The sequence below is a fragment of the Roseateles sp. DAIF2 genome, assembly GCF_015624425.1.
Taxonomy (GTDB): domain Bacteria; phylum Pseudomonadota; class Gammaproteobacteria; order Burkholderiales; family Burkholderiaceae_C; genus Kinneretia.
This window is the reverse complement of sequence record NZ_CP049919.1, coordinates 2667973-2692750: the sequence shown is the minus strand read 5'-3', so window position 1 is coordinate 2692750 and position 24778 is coordinate 2667973. Positions and strand designations below refer to the sequence as shown.

Genomic DNA, 24778 nt, shown 5'->3' with positions numbered 1-24778 from the left:
GGCCATGCAACACTCAATCCCTTACGCTATCCGCACATACTCTGGAGATCCTATGCAACGACGCTTATCTCTGATCGCCGTGGCCGCCCTGGCCCTGAGCGCCGCCACCGCCGTCCAGGCCCAGGCCCCCGAGTGGAAGAAGATCCGCATCGGCGTCGAGGGCGCCTACCCTCCGTTCTCCGAGGTCGGCCCGGACGGCAAGCTCAAGGGCTTCGAGATCGATTACGCGCTGGCCCTGTGCGCCGAGATCAAGGCCGAGTGCACCCTGGTGCAGCAGGAGTTCGATGGCCTGATCCCGGCCCTGCAGGCGCGCAAGATCGACGCGATCATCGCCTCGGTGTCAATCACCGACGAACGCAAGAAGACGATCGCCTTCTCGGCCCCCTACTACAGCACCCCGGCCCGCCTGGCCGCCAAGGCCGACGCCAAGCTGGACATCTCGCCCGCCGGCCTGAAGGGCAAGAAGGTCGGCGTGCAGCGCGCCACCATCCATGAGAAGTTCGCCGCCGACACCTTCAAGGGCGCCGAGATCGTGCGCTACGCCACCCAGGACCAGGTCTTCCTGGACCTGAAGTCGGGCCGCCTGGACGCCACCGTGGCCGACATGGTCGCCACCGACCTGGGCTTCCTGAAGACCCCGGCCGGCAAGGGCTTCGCCTTCATCGGCCCGAGCTACACCGATCCCAAGTACTTCGGCGCCGGCGTCGGCGTCGGCCTGCGCAAGGCCGACGAGAAGACCCTGGCCAAGAAGTTCAACGACGCGATCGGCGCGCTGAAGAGCAACGGCACTTTCAAGAAGCTGAACGACAAGTACTTCGAGTACGACATCGCGCCGAAGTAACGGACCACCCCCTACCGGCTGCGCCGGCCCCCTCAAGGGGGCACGTCCGAGGGCCCGGCAAAGCCGGATCCCCGGACGTCACTCGATGAATCGCGCCGGCTGTGCCGGGCGCTCATCGAGGGCGTGGGCTGATGGACGAATTATGTTTTTGCACGGATTTCTGCCGAGCTTGTTGCAAGGGGCGCTGGTCACGTTGAGCGTGGCCCTGGCGTCCCTGGCGCTGGCCATGGTGCTCGGCCTGGCCGGCGCGATGGCCAAGCTCTCCCGCTGGCGCTGGGCCAAGGCCCTCGCCTATCTCTACACCACCGTGATCCGCGGCGTGCCGGATCTGGTGCTGATGCTGCTGATCTTCTTCGGCGGCCAGGTCGCGGTGAACCACATCGCGCTGGCGCTGGGCCACGAGGAATACATCGACATCGACCCCTATCTGGCCGGCGTGGTCACGATCGGTTTCATCTTCGGCGCCTACCTGACCGAGGCCTTCCGCGGCGCCTTCCTGGCGGTGCCGCCGGGCCAGCGCGAGGCCGGCCTGGCCTATGGCATGAGCCCCTGGCAGGTGTTCGTGCGCATCAGCTTCCCGCAGATGTTCCGCCATGCGCTGCCGGGCCTGTCGAACAACTGGCTGGTGCTGATCAAGAGCACCGCGATCGTCTCGGTGATCGGCCTGTTCGACCTGATGACGCGCGGCTCGCAGGCCGCCGGCGCGACGCGCGAGCCCTTCGTCTTCTATGCCGCCGTGGCCGTGATCTATCTGGTCTTCACCAGCGTCTCGGAACTGGTGTTTGACCGGCTGCAGAAGCGCTTCGCCGTCGGCCAGCGCCAGGGCAAGCTCTGACCCCCGCCCAGCCCCTCCCTTCATGAATCTGGAAGTCATCACCGAGAACCTGCCGCTCTATCTGAGCGGCGCCGTCGCCACCTTCGAGCTGCTGCTGATCTCGCTGGCGCTGGGCCTCACGTTCGCGATCCCGCTGGCGGTGCTGCGCGCCCTGCCCAACCCCTGGCTCTCGCGGCCGATCTGGCTCTACACCTATGTGTTCCGCGGCACGCCGATGCTGGTGCAACTGTTCCTGATCTACTACGGCCTGGCCCAGTTCGAGTGGATGCAGCAGAGCGCGCTGTGGCCCTACTTCAGCTCGGCCTGGTTCTGCGCCTGCCTGACCTTCGCGCTCAACACCTGCGCCTACACGGTCGAGATCATCGCCGGCAGCATCAAGTCGCTGCCCGCCGGCGAGATCGAGGCGGCGAAGGCCCTGGGCATGAGCCGCTGGGTGATGCTGCGCCGCATCGTGCTGCCCTCGGCGCTGCGCCGCGCGCTGCCGGCCTACAGCAACGAGGCGATCTTCATGCTGCACGGCACCTCGCTGGCCAGCATCGTCACCGTCATGGACCTGACCGGCGCCGCGCGCCAGGTCAACTCCACCTACTACCTCCCCTTCGAGGCCTTCATCACCGCCGCGGTGTTCTACTTCCTGCTGACCCTGACCCTGGTCGGCCTGTTCCACGCGGCCGAGCGCCGCTGGCTGCGGCCCCTGATGCCGCGTTGACGCCGCGCTGATTCCCTGTCCCATGCAAACCCTCCGACATCCCCTGCTCTCGCCCGCCCCGGGCACCCAGCGAGAGCTGATCTCGCTGCATTACGGCCAGGCCGGCAGCGCGGCCGGCAAGGCCTATATCCAGGCCTCGCTGCATGCCGACGAGCTGCCCGGCATGCTGGTCGCCCACCATCTGCGCCGCCGCCTGGAGGCGCTGCAGGCCGAGGGCCGCATCGCCGGCGAGATCGTGCTGGTGCCGATGGCCAACCCGATCGGCCTGTCCCAGCATCTGCTGCACGGCCATCTGGGCCGCTTCGAGGCCAACTCGGGCGAGAACTTCAACCGCCATTACCCCGACCAGATCGACGCGGTGGCCCAGTCCGTCGAGGCCCGCCTTGGCCAGGACCCGGTGCAGAACACCCGCCTGCTGCGCGAGGCGCTGCGGCGCGCGATCGACACCAGCCCGGTCGACACCGAGCTGCAGTCGCTGCGCCGCACCCTGATGACCCTCGCCTGCGACGCCGACATCGTGCTGGACCTGCATTGCGACGCCCAGGCGGTGATGCATCTCTACACCGAAACGCCCTGCGCCGCCGATTGCGAGCCGCTGGCGCGCTTCCTCGGCGCACGCCTGACCCTGCTGGCGCAGGACTCCGGCGACAAGCCCTTCGACGAGATCTGCTCGCAGCCCTGGTGGCGCTGGGCGCAGCGCTTCGCCGGCCGCTTCCCGATCCCGCAGGCCTGCCTGTCGGTGACGGTGGAGCTGCGCGGCCAGGCCGATGTCGAGCATGCGCTGGCCGAACGCGACGCGCAGCAGATCATCGACTTCCTGACCTGGCGCGGCCTGATCGCCGGCGCCAAGCCGGCCCTGCCCGAATCACAGGGCGATGCGCGGCCGCTGGCCGGCAGCATGCCGATCAAGAGCGAGGTGGCCGGCGTGCTGACCTTCCTGCGCCAGCCCGGTGACATGGTCAAGGCCGGCGAGGTGCTGGCCCATGTGATCGACCCGATCGGCAATGGCGTGACCGAGCTGCGCAGCCCGGTCGACGGCCTGCTGTTCGCGCGCGACTCGGTGCGCTTCGTGCGGGCCGGCATGAAGATCGCCAAGGTGGCCGGCCTCGATGCCCGCCGCACCGGCAAACTGTTGGGAGACTGAACGATGAGCGACAGCCTGATCGTCAGCGATCTCCACAAGCGTTACGGCGAGCGCGAGGTGCTCAAGGGCGTCTCCCTCTCCGCCAAGAAGGGTGACGTGGTCACCCTGATCGGCTCCAGCGGCAGCGGCAAGAGCACCTTCCTGCGCTGCATCAACCTGCTGGAGCAGCCGCACCGGGGCACGCTCTCGCTGGGCGGCGAGCAGCTCGCGCTGACGCCTGACCGCGACGGCAGCCTGAAGGCCGCCGATGCCAAGCAGCTGCAGCGCTGGCGCGCGCGCCTGGCGATGGTGTTCCAGAATTTCAACCTCTGGGGCCACCGCACCGTGATCGAGAACGTGATCGAGGCGCCGGTGCATGTGCTGGGCGTGCCCAAGGCCGAGGCGCTGGAAAAGGCCGAGGCCCTGCTGGCGCGCGTCGGCGTCGCCCACCGCAAGGCGGTCTACCCGGCCCAGCTCTCCGGCGGCGAGCAGCAGCGCGTCGCGATCGCGCGCGCGCTGGCCGTCGAGCCGGAGGTGATGCTGTTCGACGAGCCCACCTCGGCGCTGGACCCGGAGCTGGTCGGCGAGGTGCTGAAGGTGATGCGCGACCTGGCGGCCGAGGGCCGCACGATGATCGTCGTCACCCACGAAATGGGCTTCGCGCGCGAGGTCTCCAGCCACACCATGTTCCTGCACCAGGGCAAGGTCGAGGAGCAGGGCAACCCGCGCGAGGTGCTGGTGCGCCCGCAGAGCCAGCGCCTGCAGCAGTTCCTCAGCGGCGGTCTCAAGTAAACGGCATCTACAGCACGTAACAGGCCCGCCGTCGGCCGCCCTCTACACTGCCGGCCGGATCACGAGGCCGCAATGGCAGGAGAGGACGACCAGATGCCGAACATGACGACCGCCGCGCGCCGCGCGCTGCTGCCATCACTGTTGCTTGCGGCAGGTTCACCACTGGCGGCCCAGCCCGCCGCGCTGCCGAGCCAGGCCGCGCTGGAGGAATGCGCGGCGATCGGCGCGCCGACCGACCGCCTGGCCTGCTACGACCGGGCGATGGGCCGCGCCGTTGAGACCGCGCCAACGGCCGAGCCAGCGAGTGCCGCGGTGCCGGCCCCGAGCGTGTCGACCTCGCTGCTGGCGCCCAGAGGCGCGCCGCTGTCGGTCGCCGCGGCCGAGGGCGACGATGGGCGCCACAGCCTGCTGTCCAAGTACTGGGAGCTCGAACCCGAACACAAGCGCGGCGTCTTCAACTTCGTCGGCTACCGGCCCAACTACGTGATGCCGCTGCACATCACCAGCCGCATCAACCGCGCCCCCACCTCGCCCAGCCAGGAGACCGTGCCCCTGCCCAACTACCGGCGCGAGGAGGCCAAGTTCCAGCTCTCGCTGCGCACCAAGCTCGCGCAGGACCTGCTGCTGCCCGGCGCCGACCTCTGGGCCGCCTACACCCAGCAAGCGATGTGGCAGATCTGGAACGGCAAGGACTCGAAGCCCTTCCGCAACAGCGACTACGAGCCCGAGCTGATCTACATCGTGCCGACGCCCAAGGGCCTGCGCCGCCTGCCGCTGGACTGGCAATGGCGCTATGCGCAGGTCGGCATCGCGCACCAGTCCAACGGCCAGTCCGACCCGCTGTCGCGCAGCTGGAACCGCATCAACCTGGCGGCCGGCTTCGAGCGCGGCGACTGGTCCATCATCGCGCGCATGACCAAGCGCCTGAACGAACCGCTGGCCACCGACAACAACCCGGACCTGGTCAACTACCGCGGCCGCAGCGAGTTCCAGTTCAACTGGGCCCATGGCCCGCACACCCTGCAGCTGCTCTACCGCACCACCCTGCGCGATGTCGCCAAGTACGGCGCGCTGCAGCTGGAATGGACCTACCCGGTCTACGCCGACCAGCCCAACGGCCTGCGCTGGTATGTGCAGGCCTTCCGCGGCTATGGCGAAACCCTGACCGACTACAACTTCCGCCAGACCAGCATCGGCGCGGGACTGAGCTTTCTGCAGTTTTAGGGCCTGCTAACGCTACGGCAGCAGGCCCTAAGCCGGCAGCGGCAGATCGAGCCGGAAGCGCACCGGCTCGCCGCGCCCGGCGCTCTCCAGCCGCGCCTGGCCGGCATGCATCTCGGCGATCTGGCGCACCAGGTACAGGCCCAGGCCCGCGCCCGGGGCCTGCAGGGCCTGGCGGCCGCGGAAGTACTTCTCGAACAGGCGCGGCACCTCGTCGGCCGGCACCTCGTCGCCCGGGTTGCTGACGCGCAGGCTCAGGCCGCCCGGCGTCGGGCTGAACACCTGCAGCTCGATCACCCGGCCCGGCTCGGTATGGCGGTCGGCATTGGCCAGCAGATTGCGCAGCGCGACGCGCAGCAGGCCGGGGTCGCAGTGCAGGCGCTCGGGTAGCTGTTGTTCGTCGCGCAGCAGGACCCGCCCCTCGGGCCAGTCCGCCACCAGGTCGTCCAGCAGATCGACCAGCTCCTCGCGCTCGCAGTCGCGCGGCTGGAACGGGGACTGGCCGGTGTCCATGCGGTCGGCGGTCAGGTACTCGTCCACCAGCGCCGCCATGCGCTGCGCGGCGCTGCGCAGGTTCATGCAGCGTGCCAGCGTCTTCTCGCGCACCGCGTCCAGGTTGCGCGCGATCTGCTGCGCGGTCGTGTTGATGATGGCCAGCGGCGTGCGGAACTCGTGCGAGACCATCGCGACGAAGTCCAGCTGCGATTGCTTGGCGCGGCGCTCGGTCTCCAGCGCCGCGCGCAGCTCCTGCTCGAGCCGCTCGCGCTGCGCGATCTCCTGGCGCAGATCGGTGGTGCGGGCCCGTACCGCCTGCTCCAGACGCTCGTTGTGCTTGCCGACGATCTCGACGATGCGGGCCTGCGCGCTCTCCTTGTCGCGCCGCTCCTGGTCGTAGCGCCGGTTCAGCCGCATGCTCATCAGCACCATGTGCAGCAAGGTGCCCAGGGCGGCCACGTTGTTGGTCCAGACATTGGTCGGCAGCCAACCCAAATTGCGCACGAAGCTGAGCAGCACGCCGGCGTAGTAGACGCCGAAGATCAGCAGGAAGGCGCGTGCCTGCCCCTTGTCGCGCGGCAGCAGCCAGCAGGCCGCGCCGAGCAGGAGCACGATGCTGAGCATCGCCACCGGCTGCATCGCCAGCATGCCGGCCCCGTTGCGTCCGGTCAGCACCAGCACCGCCGCCACCAGGCTCAGCCCGGTCACGACGCGCAGGCTCCAGCGGAAGAAGCCCGGCCAGCGCTGGTCCAGTCCCAGCTGCATGCCGGCGAAGCGGATGCCGATCGCCAGCCCGGCGCACATTGACAGGCCCAGCATCGGGTCGGACAGCCAGACCGGCATGTCGAACAGCTGCTGCGGCAGCCCCGCGGTCAGGGCCTCGACCAACAGCGCATTCGACACATACAGCAGGTACCAGGCGCTGAGTCGCTCGCGCGTCATCTGCCAGAACAGCAGGTGAAAGGCGATCAGCAGCAGGCCGAAGCCGAAGCCCAGACCATAGACCAGGTACTCGCGCCAGATCCGGCCGGTATGGACCTCGGGCGTCATCAGGGTCAGGTAGGTCGACATCGCGTTCTTGGTGCGCAGCCGCAGCAAGAGGGTCTCCGGCTCTTGCTCCGGAAGCCGCAGCGGCAGCAGCACATTGCGCGCATCGATCGCCCAATGCCCGCGGCCGACGTCCTCGCCGGAGCGCTGCGCGAGCCGCCATTGGCCCTGCTCGTCCTGGCGAAACAGGCGCACATCGTCCAGCAGGGCATGGCTGAACTGCAGCAGCCAGTCCGGCGCGGCGCCCGCCGGCCGCTGCACCACCAGGCGCAACCAGATCACATCGTTGGTGTAGCCGATGTTCAGCGGGCCGGGCAGCGCGCGCCAGCCGGGCGCGGCGGCGGCCGCCTCGGCCTCGAGCCGACCTTCCGGGTCGCGCAGCATGGCCAGATGCCCGCCGCTGGAGAGCGCGCGCTCCGGGTCCAGCCGCAGCGGCGGCTGGGCCTGGGCCAGCGCCGACAGGCCCACCAGCCCCAACAGGGCCAGCCAGCCGCAGATCCGCCCCCAACACCGCAACACAAGCCAGTTTTTCATCGGCGCGCATTATCGGGGCCGGCCGCGGCCTGCCTACAATCGCGCCCCGGATGCGCTCAGAAACGCTCAGACAGTTGCCCTCGCCTGCCCCTACCCTTGCCCCATGCGTGATGTGATCCTGCTGGAAGACGAGGCCGTGCTGCGCGAGGAACTGAGCGAGTTCCTGGCCGGCTGCGGCTACCGGGTCGATGCCGAGTCCTCGCTGGAGGGCTTCCAGCGCCGCTACGACCCGACTCGCCATGGCATCGCGCTGATCGACCTGGGCCTGCCCGATGGCGACGGCCTGACCCTGATCCAGCAGCTGCGCGCGCGCGGCGACAGGCTCGGCATCGTGGTGTTGACCGCACGCGGCGCGACGCGCGACCGGGTTGCCGGCCTGGACATCGGCGCCGACTACTACCTGGCCAAGACCTCCGACCTGGACGAGCTGGCCGCCACCCTGAGCGCGCTGTCGCGCCGCCTCGGCGATGGCGGCGGCGCGCCGCAGCCGAACGCGGCCTGGGTGCTGGAGCTGAGCCCGCGGCGCCTGCTGCCGCCGGGTTTCGGACCGATCGCGCTGTCCGAGCAGGACCTGATCGTGCTGCACGAGCTGATGCGCGGTGCCGGCCAGATCGCCAGCCGCCAGCAGATCGTCGAGGCGCTGGGCGAGGATTTCCTCAGCTACGACCAGCGCCGCCTGGACACCCAGATGCGGCGCCTGCGCCGCAAGGTCAACGAGGCCACCGGCCTGGCGCTGCCGATCAACACCGCACGCAATGCCGGTTATCGCTTCCACGCCCGAGCGCTGATCCGGCCCTGAGCCAGGCGGCAAGCGTGAACAAAACCACGCTCGGCACCACCAGCATCCTCGGCGCTCAGAAACGCTCAGTTTCGCGCCCCACCCCATGCCTACCCTGAGGGCATGACACAAGCTCCGCCCGCTGATCCGGCCCGCCAGCCCATGGGCTGATACCGGCCCGGCCCCTGCTCCCCACGATCGACCCGCATGCCCTGCGGGCAGCGCCGCCGCATGCCCGAACCGCAGCTTCAGCCTCTCGCCACGAGACCTCGACAATGAACAAGACCTACCGACTGATCTGGAACGAACTCAGCCAGAGCTGGGTGCCCGCCCCCGAGGGCGCACGTGCGCGCGGCCAGCGCGCCGGTGGCGGCCTGCTGCGTCTGGCCGCGTTGAGCGCCACCACCTTGCTGGCGGCCGGTGCCACGCAGGCCCAGAGCCTGCCCAGTGGCGCTCAAGTCGTCGCCGGCAGCGGCAGCATCGCGCAGAGCGGCAACCAGCTGACGATCACCCAGACCAGCGACAAGCTCGCCACCAACTGGCAGAGCTTCTCGATCGGCGCGGGCCAGAGCGTCAACTTCGTCCAGCCCTCCAGCAGCGCCATCGCGCTGAACCGCGTGCTGGGCTCGGGGGTCTCGACCATCCAGGGCGCGCTCAACGCCAACGGTCAGGTCTTCCTGCTGAATCCCAACGGCGTGCTGTTCAGCGCCACCGCCCAGGTCAATGTCGGTGGCCTGGTGGCCTCGACACTGAACCTCGGCGACGCGGACTTCATGGCCGGCCGCTACCGTTTCAGCGGTGACAGCACGGCCAGCGTGGTCAATGCGGGCCGCATCCAGGCCGCTGCGGGCGGCCACGTGGCCCTGATCGCCGCGCGCATCAGCAACACCGGCAGCATCGCCACCGGCGACGGCGGCCGGGTGCAACTGGGTGCCGGCCGGCGCGTGCTGCTGGATCTGGGCGGCCCCGCCAGGCTGGAGGTCGAGCAAGGGGCGCTCGACGCGCTGATCGAACAGGGCGGCGCGATCCGCGCCGACGGCGGCCTGATCTACCTGACGGCCAAGAGCGCCGGCGAGATCGCCGGCAGCGTGATCAAGCACACCGGCACCAGCGAGGCCCGCACCCTGGCCAGTGGCGCCAAGGGCGAGATCTACCTGCTGGGCGACCTGCGCCGCGACGGCGTCCAGGTCGGCGGCACGCTGGACGCCAGCGCGCCCCAGGGCGGCGATGGCGGTTTCATCGAGACCAGCGCGGCCAAGGTCAATCTGGCCGCCGACCGCAAGATCAGCACCCTGGCCGCCCGGGGCAAGACCGGCACCTGGCTGATCGACCCGAACGACTACACGATCGCCGCCAGCGGCGGCGACATCACGGGCGCCCAGCTGTCCACCGACCTGGCCAGCACCAATGTCACGATCGCCACCACCAACCAGGGCACGGCCGGCGGCAACGGGGACATCTTCGTCAACGACGGCATCGACTGGAGCAGCGGCAACACCCTGACGCTGAAGGCCGAGCGCGACATCCAGATCAACCGGCAGATCCGCCATGGCGCCGGCACGGGCGACCTGATTCTGCGCAGCGACAGCGATGCCAATGGCACGGGCGTGGTGAAGTTTGCCGATGCCAGTACCCGCTACATCGATTTCAGCGGTTCGGACGGAAATATCAAGCTGTATTACAACCCGACCAACGCCAATCCCGAAAAAAAGTACCAGACACCCACAAATTTCGATCGCAACATCATCCTCGGTGGCGGCGCGCTGGCACCTTACATGCTGGTCAACAACGCCAGCGATTTACTGAGATTCCTCGACTCAGCCGGCCAATTTGGCGATCCATCCCAATTTGGTTTCGTGGCCCTGGGACAGGACATATCCCCAGATACTGGTCGATTGACAATCCAAAAGAACGCATATATCAGAGGAGTCTTCGACGGCAACGGCCACAAGATATCCAATATGGACATCAAGGGGGGCGGACTCTTCTATTACGCGGTGGGTGGTGTCATCAAAGATCTAACTATTGATGAAACCAATACTGTGGAGCTCTCCTTTCACAAGGCAGGAGCTTTTGTCGGACAAGCCAAAAACTCGACATTGGAGAATTTGGTCAACAAAGCCCCAATCTCGGTGACCGCTGGCAACCGAGGTGATTCCATCGGCGGCATCGTTGGTGAGTTCAAGGACGGAACCATGATCAATGTGATCAATCATGGCAACATCGATGCAGGCAACAGTCTTCTAGGCCTTGGCGGAATTGTCGGCTGGATGGAATCCAGCCACCTGTATCGAGGCCGGAATCATGGCCACATCTCGGGCTCGACCTCATCCAGCACGAACAACGATCACCAAGCGGGAGGTATCGCTGGGACTTCAATTTACTCCACCATTGTCGACGTCAAAAATACAGGCAACATATCAATTCGCGTCCCTATTCAATCAGATACAAGCAGGGGAAATTTCGTCGGCGGAATTATCGGAGATTCCTTTGGCGACAAAATAATGTCCCAGCTGGAAAGTCGTGGATCCATCGCCGTGACCACGCATGGAAGAACCAGTGTCGGCGGCCTTGTTGGCCAGTTGCGGGGTTCGGGACAGATCGTCGCCCGCGACCTCTTTTTTGATGGCGCGATCAACGTCACGGCCAACAAGTACACGAATGGCGCAGATGCGAATCTCTACGCGGGGGGGATCTTCGGAAGCATCAGCAGGTCCACGACCACCAACAGCAAGCACCAGATCAACAATGCCATTGCCCGGTTCAGCTATACGTTGGACGGCGGCTCGACAATTCCGTCAAGCTTCCAATACACCGCCGCCCTGATCGGCTCGCTCTATACCTATGCCACCGTCAGCGACGCGTACTGGCTCGACTCGGCCACCGGCTTTACTTCCGCAGATGGTGCCTGGGCGCCAGGAGCGTTCTCCTTTGGCACGGGCAGCGCCAAAACGAATATGGCCGCCAAGAGCACGGCCGAGCTCGGGACGGCCGCAACCTTCGGGCCATCCTGGGAGGGATGGTCCATAACGGATGGCAGCCTGCCCGCGCTCAAGCCGACGGTCATCGCCTATGCCGATCCCATCGTCAAGCAATACGACGGCCAGACCTACTCCGCCCAAGCCGCTGCCGCTCACATCAAGTACGCCGGCGGCAGCAGCGCCGACGTCAGTGGCAACGCCACGATCGGTGGCAGCTTTGCCAGCGCCAAGGCGGCAAACGATTGGTCATGGTATGAATCCACCGCATATGGAACCCAGGTCGGAGGTCTCTCCGCGGCCTCCGCGGACAAGCTGCTCGTCCAAGCGGGAGGCTTGTTCAAGATCAACCAGCGCCTGATCACGGTCACTGCGGACAACCTGAGTTACACCTACGGCGGCACCGATCCGGCACTGACCTGGCAAATCACGAGCGGCGCCCTCGCTGGCAGCGACGCGTTCACCGGCGGCGTGACGCGCAACGCCGGCACGAACGCCGGCATCTACCGGATCAGCACCAGCGCGCTGTCTGCCGGTAAAAACTATCTGGTCGCGAGGAACGACGGCACGCTGACCATCGCGAAGGCGCCCCTCACCATCACCGCTAACAATGCCAGCAAGACCTACGATGGCCTGCGCTGGTCCGGCGGCAATGGCCTGATCTACTCGGGGTTCGTCAACGGCGAGACCGCCGCGAATCTGGGCGGCACCCCGAGCTATGGTGGCAGCAGCCGGAATGCGGTCAACGCAGGCAGCTACACCCTCGCGCCCTCGGGCTTGAGCAGCGGCAACTACACGATCACCATGGTCAGCGGCGTGCTGACCATCACGCCACGTGCCATCACCGTCACGGCCGACCACGCAAGCAAGGTCTATGGCGATGCCGACCCCAAGCTGGGTTGGCGCGTCACGGCCGGCAACCTGGTCGGCAACGATCGTCTCAGTGGCGCGCTGACCCGTATCGCCGGCGACAGGGTCGGCAGCTACAAGATCGATGCCTCAGCCCTTGGCAACGCGAGCGGCAACTACACGATCACCACCGTCGACGGCGCCCTCACGATCGCCCCGCGTGCCATCACCGTCACCGCCGACAGCACCAGCAAGGCCTATGGCGAGGCCGATCCGACACTGGACTGGCGTATCACCAGCGGCAGTCTGGTCCAGGGCGACAGCCTGTCCGGCAACATCACCCGCGCCACCGGCGAGAACGCCGGCCGCTATACGGTCAGCGTCGCCGACCTCGCCAATGGCAACTATGCGATCACCGCGGTCGATGGCGCCCTGACTATCAACCCGCGTGCCCTCACCGTCACTGTCGACAACGCCAGCAAGATCTACGGCAGCGCCGACCCCGCGCTTAGCTGGCAGCTCACCGGCGGCAGTCTGGCGGGCAGCGACAAGCTCAGCGGCAGCCTGACACGTGCACCGGGTGAGAACGTCGGCCGGTACGCCATCGACGCCTCGGCCCTGGCCAACGGCAACTACGTGGTCACGGTGCAGGAAGGCAACCTCACGGTGAACCCGCGCCCGATCACGGTAACGGCCGACAGCGCCAGCAAGGTCTACGGCGATGCCGACCCGGCGCTGGGCTGGCGGCTCACCGGCGGCAGCCTGGTGGGCGCCGACACGCTCGGCGGCGGCCTGACACGCGCGCCGGGCGACAAGGTCGGCAGCTACAAGATCGATGCCTCCGCCCTCGTCAACGGCAACTACGCAATCAGCGTGGTCGACGGCGCATTGACCATCACCCCGCGCGCGATCACGGTCACCGCGGGCAACGCCAGCAAGGTGCAAGGCCAGACCGACCCCGCACTGGGCTGGCGCGTCAGCAGCGGCAGCCTGATCGGCGACGACCGCCTGGAAGGCCAGCTCACCCGGGCCGCCGGCGAAGACGTCGGTGGCTACGCGATCAGCGCAGCCGCCCTGGCCAATGGCAACTACCTGATCACCGTGATCGACGGCATGCTCAGCATCACCGCCGCGCCCAAGCCCGGTCCCGGAACCCCCCCCACTCCCGCGCTGGAAACTGCCCAGTCCAGCGCCGCCCGGCAGGCCGCCGCTTCGGGAGGACTGCAGGCCAGCAGCGCAGCCAGCACGCCCCTGTCGCCGCGGCTGCAGGACAACAGCAGCCTGAACCTGGTGCCAATCAGCGGCGATGCCCTGAGCACCGCACTGGCCGCCAGTGGCAGTGGCCGCGATGCGGGTGGCGCGCTGCGCGTGCTGGTGGTTGATGGCGGCCTGCGCCTGCCCGTGCCGCCGGCCCTGTCCGTCGGCCGCGCCGAATCCGATGCCCGAGCGCAATGAACGGCAGCGCTGCTGCCGTCCTCCAATCCCTTCCGATGCCTGAGATGACCCGTTTCACCACCGCCCCGAACACCCGCGAACACCAGCGCCCCCATCCGATCGCGCTGGCCCTGGGCGCGCTGCTATGCGCAGCCCCGGCCCTGGCCCAGCAGGCGCTCCCCGACGCCGGCCGCACGCTGCGCGAACTGACGCCGCCCGCCGAGGCACCCAAGCCGTCCAGGCCGCTGGACATCCTGACGCCGGACAGCGGACAGCCGGTCGCCCCCGGTGGACCCCAGGTGCAGCTCCAGTCGGTCGACTTCAGCGGCCATACCGTGTTCGACGCCGATGCATTGCGCGCCGTGCTGGGCGAGGTCACCGGTCAACGTTTCGATCTCGCCGGCCTGCGCGGCCTGGCCGCGCGCATCACCGCGCATTACCAGCGCGCCGGCTACCCCTTCGCCCGCGCCCTGCTGCCGGCCCAGGCCTTGGGCCAGGGCCGCTTACAGATCGAGGTGATCGAGGGCCGCTGGGGCAAGGTCCGCGCCGCCAACGAGGTGACCGATGTGCAAGCCGCGGCCCAGGCCTATCTGGCGCCGCTGCCAAGCGGCGCGCTGATCGAGCAGGCCCCGCTGGAGCGCGCGCTGCTGCTGCTGTCCGACCTGCCGGGCGTCACCAGCCATCCGGTCGTGCGCCCCGGCGAGGCCGGCGGCAGCGGCGACCTGGAGGTGTCGGTGCAGCGGGAGCGCAGCGTCGGCGCCGAGCTCGCGCTGGACAACCACGGCAGCCGCTACAACGGCATCTACCGGGCCCGGCTGCAGTTGCAGATCGACAGCCCCTTCACCTTTGGCGACCAATTGCAGCTGCGCACCATGGCCAGCGATGAGGCCCTGCTGCTCGGTTCGCTGGACTACAGCCTGCCGCTGGGCGCCCAGGGCTGGCGCGGCCGCATCGGCTACGCCCATACCAGCTACGAGCTGGGCCAGCAGTTTGCCGCGCTGCGGGCAGGCGGCAGCGCCAAGGTCGCAAGCCTGGGCCTGAGCTACCCGCTGCGGCGCACCCGTCTGGCCAACGTCACGCTGGCCGCCTCCTACCAGCACAAGGATCTGCGGGACCGGCAGGACGCCCTCGCCACCCGCAGTGCCAAGCGCAGCGACAGCGTCGCGCTGACCCTGCAGTTCGACCGGCGCGACGAGATCGGCGGCGGCGGCATCAGCTACGGCAGCCTGAGCTGGACGCCGGGCCGGCTGCGCCTGGACCCGCAGGCCCGCGCCGGCGACGCACTGACCGCGCGCAGCCAGGGCCGCTTCGACAAGCTCGGCCTGGACCTGCACCGCATCCAGGCCCTGAGCGGCGCCTTCAGCCTCTACGGCCATCTGGGCGCGCAGTGGAGCGAGGGCAATCTCGACTCGTCGGAGGACTTCGGCCTCGGTGGCCCGGCCGGCGTGCGCGCCTACCCGAGCAGCGAGGGCTATGGCGACCGCGGCCTGCTGGCCCAGCTCGAGCTGCATTACGCCTTGCAGCCCAACACCAAGCTGCTGGCCTTCTACGACGCCGGCCGCGTCGACATCAATGCCCGGCCCTGGGACCGGGCCGACAGGCATCGCAGCCTGGCCGGTGCCGGCCTGGGGCTGCGCTGGCAGCTGCGGGGCGTCAGCGCCGACCTCAGCCTGGCCTGGCGGACCCAGGGCGGCAGCCCGCGTTCGGACACGCGCCCGGGCCAGCCGATGGCCTGGTTCAGCCTGGTGTCGCGCTTCTAGACCTCCGCCTCCAGCGCCTTCAGCACCTCCGAGCGGAACTCGCGCTGATAGAGGATGTAGATCACGCCGGCGGTGCCGGCGATGAAGGCCCAGGGCGAGAAGAACCAGGCCACCGCGGCGAAGGCCAGGTAGTAGGCGCGCAGGCCGTCGTTGAAGGTCTCGGCCGCCAGGCCGACGACCTTGCCGGCGCGGTCGGCGAAGGCCTCGCGCGACAGGCTCGGGTCGGCCTCGAACTGCTTGGACTCGGGCGCCGCCGCGACCAGCAGCGCGCCGAAGGTGTACTGCCGCATGCTCCAGGTGAAGCGGAAGAAGGCATAGACGAAGATGCCCGCCAGCAGCACCAGCTTGAGGTCGAACACCAGGGTGGAGGTGCGCGCCGCGAACGGGATCTCGCGCACCAGCTCGCTGGCCTGGTCGCTGGCGCCCAGCACGGCCAGCAGGCCGCCGATGATCAGGATCGTGGTCGAGGCGAAGAAGGAGGGGCTGGTCGACAGGCTCTGCACCACGACGCCGTCGATCACCCGCACCTCACGGTAGGTGGTCTGCAGCATCCAGCGCCGGCGCTCGCGGTTGGTCGCGCCCAGCACCGAGGCCTTGGTCAGCGAGCGTTGCTTCGCGAAGCGCGCATATCCGGCCCAGCCGACGAAAAAGAGCCCCAGGGCGAGCCAGTCGATCAGGGGCAGGAATTTCAGCAGCGTCAGCAAGGTGTTCATGGGCCGGAGTCTATCCAGCCCATGAGGCTCAACGAGGCAGGTCGAACACCAGGACCTCGGCGTCGGCGCCGCCGGCGATCTCCAGCCGCTCAAGCTCGCGGATCTGCAGCGCGTCGCCGCCCGTCAGCACCTGGCCGTTGACCGTCAGCGCGCCGCGCACCAGGTGCACGTAGGTGAGGCGGCCCGGTGCCAGCGCCAGCTCTGCGGTCTCGGCGCCGTCGAACAGGCCGGCGTAGAGCCTTGCGTCGGCATGGAGGCTGACCGAGCCCTCGGCGCCGTCCTTCGAGGCCACCAGGCGCAGTTTGCCGCGCTTCTCGGCCGCGTCGAAATGCTTCTGCTCGTAGCCGGGCGCGACGCCGCGCTGGTCCGGCATGATCCAGATCTGCAGGAAATGGGTCGCGCCGGTCTTCAGGTTGTTGAACTCGCTGTGCATCACGCCGGTGCCGGCGCTCATGCGCTGCACGTCGCCGGGCCGGATCACGCCCGCGTTGGCGCCGCCGGCATGGCCGTTGCCCATGCTGTCCTTGTGCGCCAGCTCGCCGTCCAGCACATAGCTGATGATCTCCATGTCGCGGTGCCCATGGGTGCCGAAGCCGGTGCCGGCGGCGACGCGGTCCTCGTTGATCACCCGCAGCGGCCCGAAGCCCATGCGCTTGGGGTCGTAATAGTCGGCGAAGGAGAAGCTGTGGAAGGACTTCAGCCAGCCATGGTCGGCATAGCCACGGTCGGCGGATTTGATCAGTTCGACATCGGACATCGTCGGCTCCTTGTTCCTTGTGAGGCACCGATGGGCGCCATGCAGTCAATGTAGGAGCGCCCTCCCCCGGCATCGCCCAGCCCGCTCTGAAGCCAGCATTCAAATAAGATGAAGGGTCTGCCCCGCTCCCCCATTTCCGATGTCGATTGCCGATAAACGCCGCGTCCTGACCCCCGAAGCCCTGGCGATGATGGACAGCATCGCCCGCGCCGGCAGCTTCGCCGCGGCCGCGCGCGAGATGGGCAAGGTGCCCTCGGCCCTGACCTACAGCGTGCGCCAGCTCGAAGACGCGCTGGACGTGCTGCTGTTCGACCGCCGCTCGCGCCAGGCCGAGCTGACCGCCGCCGGCCAGGAACTGCTGGTCGAGGGCCGGCGCCTCTTGCAGGAGATGGACGCGGTGGCGAACCGGGTGCGCCGCATCGCCACCGGCTGGGAAAGCGAGCTGACGATCGCGATCGACGACGCGATCGCGCGCCGCGCCCTGTTCGACCTGATGGAGGCCTTCTACCAGTTGCCGGTCGACGACAGCGCAGGGGCCGCGCTGGGCCCGCCGACCCGGCTGAAGCTGCGCGTCGAGGTGCTGTCCGGCACCTGGGAGGCCCTGCTGTCCGGCCAGGCCGACCTGGCGATCGGCACCACCGACCAGCCGCCCGGCGCCTCGGTCTTCTGCGAGCTGCTGGGCGACATGGAGATGGTGTTCTGCGTCGCGCCGCACCACCCGCTGGCGCGCGAGACCGGCGTGCTGTCCGCCGCCACGATCGCCCAGCACCGCATCATCGCGGTGGCCGACAGCGCCCGCACCCTGGCGCCGATGACGGTGGGCGTGATGCCCGGCCAGGAGGTGCTGACCGTGCCCTCGATGGCGACCAAGCTGGAGGCGCTGATGCGCGGCCTGGGCTGCGGCTCGCTGCCGGTGTCGATGGTGCGCCGGCATATCGAGGCCGGCCGTCTGGTCGCGCCGCCGACCTACCAGGAAAAGCGCATCTTCCCGATGCATTACGCCTGGCGCAACACCGGCCAGCGCCCGGCCAAGGCCCTGGCATGGTGGCTGTCGCAGCTGCAAAGCGGCGCGACGCGCAAGGCGCTGCTGGAGCAGCACGAGGGCCTGCTGCTCTGACGATGACAGTGCCGTCTTCTTCCCCCTCCTACATCGGCCGGTTCGCCCCCTCGCCCACCGGGCCGCTGCACGCGGGCTCGCTGGTCGCGGCCCTGGCCAGCTGGCTGGATGCCCGTGCGCATCAGGGGCGCTGGCTGGTGCGCATCGAGGATGTCGACATCCCGCGCTGCGTCCCCGGCGCGGACCATTTCATCCTGCAGCAGCTCGCCACGCTGGGCCTGCGGCCGGACGAGGCGCCGCTCTGGCAGTCGCGGCGCGGCGCGCACTATGCCGCCGCGCTGGAGCGGCTGCGGGACGCCAGCCAGGCCTACCCCTGCGGCTGCTCGCGCAAGGACATCGACGCCGCGCTGGCCGCCGCCGGCCTGACCCCCGAGCGCCACGGCGAGCGGGTCTACCCCGGCACCTGCCGACCCGCCCATGGCGGCTTGGGCGGCAAGCCGGCGCGCGCCTGGCGGCTGCTGACCGCGCAGGCCGGCGTCATCGACTGGCAGGACCGGCGCCTGGGCCCGCAGCGCCAGGACCTGGAGGCGGAGGTCGGCGACTTTGTGCTCAAGCGCGCCGACGGGCTTTGGGCCTACCAGCTGGCGGTGGTGGTCGACGATGCGGACCAGGGCATCACCGACATCGTGCGCGGCGCCGACCTGGCCGACAACACGCCGCGCCAGCTCCAGCTGCAGCGCCTGCTGGGCCTGCCCCGGCCGCGCTATCTGCACACTCCGCTGGTGCTGGCCGCCGACGGGCAGAAGCTCTCCAAGCAGAACGGCGCCGCCGCGCTGGACCTGGCCGACCCGCCGGCCGCGTTGCGCGCCGCCGCGACCCATCTGGACCTGACCCTCACACCGGGCCTGGGCCTGCCGGAAACCCTGGCCGAAGCCGTGCTCCGGTGGCGGGATCGGTGGCGGGATTTATGATGCCGGCCACTTTCTGCAAAGGATTTTCTTCATCATGAACACCACCGCCAGCGGCCTGCAATACGACGACACCACCCCGGGCACCGGCGCCGAGGCCAAGAGCGGCCACGACGTGTCGGTGCACTACACCGGCTGGCTGTACAAAGACGGCGTCAAGGGCGCCAAGTTCGATTCCAGCAAGGATCGCGGCGAGCCCTTCGACTTCGAACTGGACGGCGGCATGGTGATCCGCGGCTGGGACGAGGGCGTGCAGGGCATGAAGGTCGGCGGCAGCCGCACCCTGGTGATCCCGCCCGAGCTGGGCTATGGCGCGCGCGGCGCCGGCGGCGTGATCCCGCCCAATGCCACCTTGATGTTCGAGGTCGAGCTGCTGGGCGTGTCCGGCGGCGACGAGGCCGTCAGCCTGAGCCTGACCACCACCGCCAGCGGCCTGCAGTACCAGGACCAGGTCGTCGGCGATGGCGCCGAGGCCAGGAGCGGCGCCAAGGTCACCGTGCATTACACCGGCTGGCTCTACAAGACCGAAGGCGCCCTGCGCGGCAAGAAGTTCGACTCCAGCAAGGACCGCCGCGATCCCTTCAAGTTCCAGCTCGACGCCGGCATGGTGATCCGCGGCTGGGACGAGGGTGTGCAGGGCATGAAGGTCGGCGGCACCCGCATCCTCGTCATCCCGGCCGAGCTGGGCTACGGCGCCCGCGGCGCCGGAGGCGTGATCCCGCCGAATGCCACGCTGATGTTCGAGGTGGAGCTGCTGGCGGTCTGAGCAAGGCCGCGGCGCGGGGGCGGCAGTGACGCTGTCCACGTGAAGTGAAATGAAACGAGAGAGAAGCCGGCGGGCGCGAAGCCCGGCCGGCTTCTTTCTTTGCCTAGACCGCCCTGGAACTAGATGAGTGGCCGCCTCACAACGACGAGCCCGTCCGCCTGTTCCTTGACGATCGAGAAGCCCGCGGACAGATAAAGCGACAGGGGCCCGAAGTGCTGCTCCGCGTCCGAGACAGCCTCGCGCGAAGGATTGGCCTCCGCCACAAGAAGCCCCTGGTCTCGCAACAGGGCGCAAGCCTCTTCGAGCAAGGCCCGAGCCACGCCGGTGCGCCGATGCTCGCGCGCGACCACAAAGCAGGTGATCTGTCCCACCTGCTCGGCATCCGGGATCGGTTCATCGGCGAAGGAGTCCAGCAGCACCCGCGGCGCGGCATTACACCAGCCGACAACCTGTCCATCGCGATAGGCCAGCAGCCCCTGCATGCGCTTGCAGGCAATGCGGTCGCAAGCCGCGCTGCGGTTCTCCTCGGCAGTGCGAGCGCTCCAGTTGACGATGGCGTGATCGACGTACAGGAACTGGCAATAGCAGGACTTCCACTTCGGATTGTCGGCAAACGCGGCGCCTTCGAAGTACCGAAGGAAGTCGTCTTTCAGCTCGGGTGCCAGCCGGCGGATGGTGAGGCTGCTGTCCTTGGTCATGCGTGGGCTGTACTGCGCTGGCTAAGGTTGAAACCAAGTCGTGAGGGACACAGGGGGCGAGTCGGCTTGAGCGAATACGAAGGGACTTCCCACCTTCGGGCAAACGGCGTCAATGCGCCAAGATTGGTGGTGTTCGAAGTCATCAATCTGCAGCCATATGAAAAGGGGAAGTCCATGGACGAGATTACCCGAGTCGGGGTGGATTTAGCCAAGCGTGTTTACCAGGTCCACGCGGTGGACGGTTCGGAGCGGACCGTGCTTGCGCGCCCGATGTCACCCCAGCGCTTCGAGCAGTGGGCCGCCACCTTGCCGGCAGGCTGCGTGGTCGCCATGGAGAGTTGCTCGGGCGCGCATCACCTGGCCCGCAGGCTGCGCTTGATGGGCTTGGATGCCCGGCTGATCGCCGCACACTTCATCGCCCCGTTTCGCGTGCAGGGCACCAGTGGCAAGAACGACGCCTACGATGCCGCGGCCATCTGTGAAGCCGCTTCGCGCGTGCGCACCCGCTGCATAGCGGTGAAGACACCCCAGCAGCAAGGCTGGCAAGGCATCCATCGCCTGCGCGAAGGCTACAAGGAGGAGCGCACCGCCTGCATCAACCGCATCCGCGGCCTGCTGGCAGAGTTCGGCCTGGTGTTCCCTCAGAGCCCTGACGCCTTGCGTCGCGTGCTCAGCCACGCCTTGGAGGACGCCAGCAACGAATTGCCCGGCATGCTGCGCCTGGGCCTGCAGCGGGCGCAGGCGCATTGGCGTCTTCTGGATGAGGAGATCGCCTGGTGCGACAGCCAGGTCAAGCAGCATGTGCGCCAGGATCAGGCCGCCGCGCGGGCGGCCCAGTTGCACGGCGTGGGTGAACTCACCGCCTCGGCTCTGGTGGCCGCGGTCGGTGACATGCACCAGTTCAAGAGTGCTCGCCAGTTCAGTGCCTGGCTCGGCCTGGTGCCCAGCCAGAACTCCAGCGGCGGCAAGCACCGCCTGGGCCGCATCACCAAGCGCGGCAACAACTATCTGCGCACGCTGCTCATCCAGGGGGCCAAGTCCGCGCTGCTGGCCGCGCCCAAGCGCTGCGACCGCATCTCGCAGTGGCTGCTGCAGCTCCGGGATCGTGTGGGTTGGCAGAGGGCCCTGGTGGCGCTGGCTAACAAGAATGCCCGCATCCTGTGGGCGGTGCTGACGCGGGAGCTCGATTACGACCCCGAACATGTACCGCCCATTCCGCAGTGCAAGCAGCCCGCGCCAACAGCGCCGCTGCCGGCCTGATCTCGACGCTCCAGAGTCACTTCGCAGACCCACGTTCGCAGAGGCAAAGCACAGGTCAGACCGGCAGCTGGTGAACCCGATAACCCGTCCGTTGCACGCGCGGTGCGCCGCGCCAACAACGACGAACGAATGGGGCCCCGCTGAGCGGTTCGTATCTGGGGCCGCGGCAACGTCCGCATCAAGCCCGTTTGTAGATGTTCAGTCTGTTCCTCGTTGCGTTGCCGCTGCCCAGAACACAGGTCTTGAATGAGAAGTGCCCCTGGAGGGGTCATGTCTTGCTACTGGAGCTTGAAACAGTGGGAAGTCCTTGTAGACTGGTTATATTTCATTCGGTATGCAAGGTGTCGCAATTGACTACGCGATTAGAAGATCGAGATGAAGTCGACATTGTCTGAAACAAAAGACAAAGAAACTTTCTCTTTGCGCGCATCAAAGTGCACCTGAGCCGCCAATAAGAATCTCGCCTGAATGCCTTCTCGAAATGGCTCCAGGCTTGAGGGGAACTTCTGAATGGAAACTTCGGGCGACCATAGCTTTTTATAGAACGTGATTACAGCCCCATGAGTGAAGAACAAGAACTTCGTTCGTTCTCCGTCCTCTCGCATTACAGGATTTAGCTCCAATAGATATTCACCCGACGCATCATCCACTAAGTACAGATCTGGAAATGTACGGACGTCTTCGCAAACAAGGCTGTACTGAAACGCTGTCTTGTAGCTGTAGGAATCGCCCACGACTCGCATCAGGTCCGCGACCCGGAATGGTCTAGCAAGGAATGACATGGCGTGACAAAGCGTGGTTGGTGTGTTGTGAAATCTAACGTTTGACATGAGGGGCAAACGACGGCGGCACCAACTTGGGCGGAAAGCCCTGAACGGAACCGCCGTTGTTTGTCCCCTCGATGGAATGGTTAGGTTTCACTCTGACACCTTCGAGCAATCCAACTTGTACCTTTGCTTGGTCGCTTCGGCTTCGCTCTTGGATTCCTTCGTCAGCAGCGCGCACAAAGTGAAATTTCCGACCATTCTGCGTTGACCTTTGTCGATGTAGAGCCAATCCACTATCTGGGCACGAGCAAAGGCATATCTCTGACCGAGCTTGACGGTCTTAACCATCCTAGGTTCGTTACCAATTTCACCCTCGAAGGAGCTTCCGTCTTTGGTCGCAAAGTCGTTCACCCAAAAGTACTCCGTATTGCCGCCTTGAGAAATGGCGACCTTCAAAGAGAACCCGGTTCTGCTTTGCGATTGCGCCGCGGCAAGGCCAAGAAATTCATCGAGCGAACCCCGCGCGACCTGAAATGCCTTGCGCATAGCAGGCTCTTCCTCCCGCATGAACACGAGTTCATCCTTCTCGGCCCGCTCGTTCATGGTTTGGGCCGGAACTGCGGATGGGATCAGGAGCGCGAGGAGGAGGAATGGACGCATTTGTATTGGCTGCAATGTGAAACCTAACGAAGCTGTCCAATAACCCTCTGCCCACGCGTCATGGACTTTGACGAGCGGAACGGGAGCTGGTTCAGCAGAGTTTTCATTCCGGATGATTGTGGCGCCAACTGCGGGCGCCTGTGAGCGCTGCCGAACCCTGCTGATGGGGGATATCACGGCCCTGGCTGTGGCCCTCACCGCCTCCAGCCGCTGTGCGCCAACTTCTCGATGTTGTGCACCAGGCAGAACAACTGCCACTGTGCCCCCACCTTGCCCGTGCCGCGCAGCGTGAAGCGGCTCAGCCGCTTGTTGTGCCGCAGGTTGGCGAACACCGGCTCCACCGTGGCGATGCGCCGGCTGTACAACGCTCGCCCCTGCGGGCTGTCGATGGCCCGGCGCATGCGCTGACTCGGATCGTTCGGGTCGAGCTCTCTGGCGTGGAACAGCGAGACCTTGCGTGCAGCTGTGCGTTCGGGGTGGCGCAGGCACTGGGTGCGCAGCGCGCAGCCTTGGCAATCCTCGGGCCTGGCCTTGAAGTCTTCGCGCCGCTGGCCCTTGCCCACCTGGTAGATCGCCCCGCTGCTGCGCAGCGTCTGGCCGGCCGGGCAGATCGCCGTCCTGGCCTTTGGATCAAATCGGAAGTCGCTCGGCCCGAAGTGCTTGATCGATGGTTTGCCCTGCCCGGTGGCCTGCTTGTCGTAGAGCGGGTCGGGCTGGGCTTTGTGCTGAGCGTGGTCCTTGAAGCGTTCATCGCGCTGGCGCATCTGCGTGTCGGCAATCAGCGCGGGCCTGCCTTGCGCGTGCAGGGCCTGCACGTTGACATCGCTGTGGTAGCCAGCGTCTGCCGTGACGAGTGTCTGCGCGTCAGCGAAGGGCCGTGCCTGCTCCACCATGGGCAGCAGCATGGCCTGCTCCGAGCCGGAGCCAGTGATGTCCGCCGCGATGATGACCTGGTGCCGCGCGTCCACCGCGGCCTGGGCCGCATAGCCCTGGATCACGCCCTTGCTGGTGGCCATCTTGGCGCTGTCAGGATCGGTGATGTTGGTCTTGAGCTCCTGGCCCTTGCGGTTACGCCGCGGCGTCGTGGTGCGCAGGAACTCTCGCGTGCGCTGGGCCTCGCGGCGCAGGGCGTCCACACGCTGCTGGCGGCGCGCCTGCAGTGCTTCATCGCCGGGCGTCCCGGTGCGGCTGTCCTGCGCCTGGTGCAGGCTCACGATCTTCTCGGCCGCCTTCTCCAGCCGGCGCGCCCGGTGGAGCAATTCCGCATGCGTGCCGCTGCGCTCCTTGCTGGCGTTGGCCGGCAGCTTCACGCCGTCGATGGCGAACAGCTCTCGACCGATCAAGCCCTGCGCATCGCAGGTCAGCAGCACCTGATGGAACAGCGCCTTGATCTGCGGCCCCAGGCCGCTGACGAATTTGGCCAGTTGCGCATGGCTGGGGTGGCTGTCCCCGCTGATCGCGATGAACTGGATGTCATGCTCGCAGGCCCGCTCCAGTTGCCGGCTCGACACCAGGCCGCGGCTGTAGCCCAGCAGCACGATCTTGAGCAGCACGCGCGGGTCGTAGGCGCTGGCGCCCACCTCTTCGTTGCGAAAGCGCGCGTCCAGCGCCGAGAGGTCCAGCTCCTCATCCACCAGCAGGTTCAGCGCAAAGGCAAAGCTGCCCGGCACCAGCTGCTCCGACAGCACCACCGGCAGGAACATCGTGCGCTGCCCCCGAGGATTCGTAGCAGGCCG

20 protein-coding genes and 1 pseudogene are annotated in these 24778 nt (G+C 67.4%); 14 read left to right on the top strand and 7 right to left on the bottom strand.

All coding sequences use genetic code 11. The annotated features are described in order from the left end of the window. Positions 1 to 79 precede the first annotated feature (79 nt). From G8A07_RS12390 to G8A07_RS12365, 6 genes are all read left to right on the top strand, one after another. The gene (locus G8A07_RS12390; RefSeq protein ID WP_249937316.1) at positions 80 to 841 is read left to right on the top strand and encodes an ABC transporter substrate-binding protein; all 762 of its coding nucleotides are present in this window, start codon (positions 80 to 82) and stop codon (positions 839 to 841) included. Positions 842 to 983: 142 nt separating this feature from the next. Then, positions 984 to 1676 carry an ABC transporter permease gene (locus G8A07_RS12385; protein WP_195797281.1) on the top strand — a complete coding sequence of 231 codons (693 nt, stop codon included), beginning with the start codon at positions 984 to 986 and terminating at the stop codon, positions 1674 to 1676. A gap of 22 nt (positions 1677 to 1698) precedes the next feature. Next, complete coding sequence (locus tag G8A07_RS12380) at positions 1699 to 2385, top strand: ABC transporter permease (RefSeq protein WP_195797280.1); 687 nt, start codon at positions 1699 to 1701, stop codon at positions 2383 to 2385. A gap of 22 nt (positions 2386 to 2407) precedes the next feature. Next, the gene (locus G8A07_RS12375) at positions 2408 to 3529 is read left to right on the top strand and encodes a succinylglutamate desuccinylase/aspartoacylase family protein (protein WP_195797279.1); all 1122 of its coding nucleotides are present in this window, start codon (positions 2408 to 2410) and stop codon (positions 3527 to 3529) included. A gap of 3 nt (positions 3530 to 3532) precedes the next feature. Beyond that, entirely contained in the window at positions 3533 to 4300 is a 768-nt protein-coding gene (locus G8A07_RS12370; protein WP_195797278.1) for an ABC transporter ATP-binding protein, read from the top strand. Positions 4301 to 4393: 93 nt separating this feature from the next. Further along, positions 4394 to 5524, top strand: coding sequence for a phospholipase A (locus G8A07_RS12365; protein WP_249937315.1), 1131 nt, complete (start codon positions 4394 to 4396; stop codon positions 5522 to 5524). A 27-nt stretch (positions 5525 to 5551) separates the two neighbouring features. Here G8A07_RS12365 and G8A07_RS12360 read toward each other — a convergent pair whose 3' ends face one another. Beyond that, complete coding sequence (locus G8A07_RS12360; RefSeq protein ID WP_195797277.1) at positions 5552 to 7597, bottom strand: sensor histidine kinase; 2046 nt, start codon at positions 7595 to 7597, stop codon at positions 5552 to 5554. 103 nt (positions 7598 to 7700) lie between these two features. Here G8A07_RS12360 and G8A07_RS12355 point away from each other — a divergent pair, with 103 nt between their 5' ends. The 3 genes from G8A07_RS12355 (at position 7701) to G8A07_RS12345 (ending at position 15396) form a co-directional block, all read left to right on the top strand. After that, the gene (locus tag G8A07_RS12355) at positions 7701 to 8396 is read left to right on the top strand and encodes a response regulator transcription factor (protein ID WP_195797276.1); all 696 of its coding nucleotides are present in this window, start codon (positions 7701 to 7703) and stop codon (positions 8394 to 8396) included. Positions 8397 to 8650: 254 nt separating this feature from the next. After that, a complete protein-coding gene (locus G8A07_RS12350) occupies positions 8651 to 13657 on the top strand; it encodes an MBG domain-containing protein (RefSeq protein WP_195797275.1) in 5007 nt (1668 codons plus the stop codon). A 44-nt stretch (positions 13658 to 13701) separates the two neighbouring features. Next, complete coding sequence (locus G8A07_RS12345; RefSeq protein WP_195797274.1) at positions 13702 to 15396, top strand: ShlB/FhaC/HecB family hemolysin secretion/activation protein; 1695 nt, start codon at positions 13702 to 13704, stop codon at positions 15394 to 15396. Here G8A07_RS12345 and G8A07_RS12340 read toward each other — a convergent pair. Beyond that, a complete protein-coding gene (locus G8A07_RS12340; RefSeq protein ID WP_195797273.1) occupies positions 15393 to 16109 on the bottom strand; it encodes a DUF599 domain-containing protein in 717 nt (238 codons plus the stop codon). The two genes, G8A07_RS12345 and G8A07_RS12340, sit on opposite strands and share 4 nt — an antisense overlap. A 28-nt stretch (positions 16110 to 16137) precedes the next feature. Next, entirely contained in the window at positions 16138 to 16866 is a 729-nt protein-coding gene (locus G8A07_RS12335; protein WP_195797272.1) for a pirin family protein, read from the bottom strand. Positions 16867 to 17011: 145 nt separating this feature from the next. Here G8A07_RS12335 and G8A07_RS12330 point away from each other — a divergent pair, with 145 nt between their 5' ends. The 4 genes and pseudogenes from G8A07_RS12330 (at position 17012) to G8A07_RS27870 (ending at position 19657) form a co-directional block, all read left to right on the top strand. Next, positions 17012 to 17983: a LysR substrate-binding domain-containing protein gene (locus tag G8A07_RS12330; protein ID WP_195797737.1), complete on the top strand. Its 972-nt coding sequence runs from the start codon at positions 17012 to 17014 to the stop codon at positions 17981 to 17983. Positions 17984 to 17985: 2 nt separating this feature from the next. After that, a complete protein-coding gene (gene gluQRS / locus G8A07_RS12325) occupies positions 17986 to 18894 on the top strand; it encodes a tRNA glutamyl-Q(34) synthetase GluQRS (protein WP_195797271.1) in 909 nt (302 codons plus the stop codon). A 34-nt stretch (positions 18895 to 18928) separates the two neighbouring features. Further along, a pseudogene (locus G8A07_RS27875) lies at positions 18929 to 19273 on the top strand (FKBP-type peptidyl-prolyl cis-trans isomerase); the annotation flags it as partial. Positions 19274 to 19297: 24 nt separating this feature from the next. Beyond that, on the top strand, positions 19298 to 19657 hold the full coding sequence (locus tag G8A07_RS27870) for an FKBP-type peptidyl-prolyl cis-trans isomerase (protein WP_249937356.1): 360 nt from the start codon (positions 19298 to 19300) through the stop codon (positions 19655 to 19657). A 119-nt stretch (positions 19658 to 19776) separates the two neighbouring features. On the opposite strand, the gene G8A07_RS12315 is transcribed toward G8A07_RS27870, so the two are convergent. Then, entirely contained in the window at positions 19777 to 20355 is a 579-nt protein-coding gene (locus G8A07_RS12315) for a GNAT family N-acetyltransferase (RefSeq protein ID WP_195797269.1), read from the bottom strand. Between the two features lie 174 nt (positions 20356 to 20529). Between G8A07_RS12315 and G8A07_RS12310 the strand changes: the two genes are divergently transcribed. Continuing rightward, complete coding sequence (locus tag G8A07_RS12310) at positions 20530 to 21615, top strand: IS110 family transposase (protein ID WP_195797736.1); 1086 nt, start codon at positions 20530 to 20532, stop codon at positions 21613 to 21615. A gap of 362 nt (positions 21616 to 21977) precedes the next feature. Here G8A07_RS12310 and G8A07_RS12305 read toward each other — a convergent pair whose 3' ends face one another. From G8A07_RS12305 to G8A07_RS12295, 3 genes are all read right to left on the bottom strand, one after another. Continuing rightward, complete coding sequence (locus tag G8A07_RS12305; protein ID WP_195797268.1) at positions 21978 to 22349, bottom strand: hypothetical protein; 372 nt, start codon at positions 22347 to 22349, stop codon at positions 21978 to 21980. Positions 22350 to 22532: 183 nt separating this feature from the next. After that, complete coding sequence (locus G8A07_RS12300) at positions 22533 to 23042, bottom strand: YegJ family protein (protein ID WP_195797267.1); 510 nt, start codon at positions 23040 to 23042, stop codon at positions 22533 to 22535. 194 nt (positions 23043 to 23236) lie between these two features. Then, complete coding sequence (locus tag G8A07_RS12295; RefSeq protein WP_195797266.1) at positions 23237 to 24745, bottom strand: IS1182 family transposase; 1509 nt, start codon at positions 24743 to 24745, stop codon at positions 23237 to 23239. Positions 24746 to 24778: the final 33 nt, after the last annotated feature.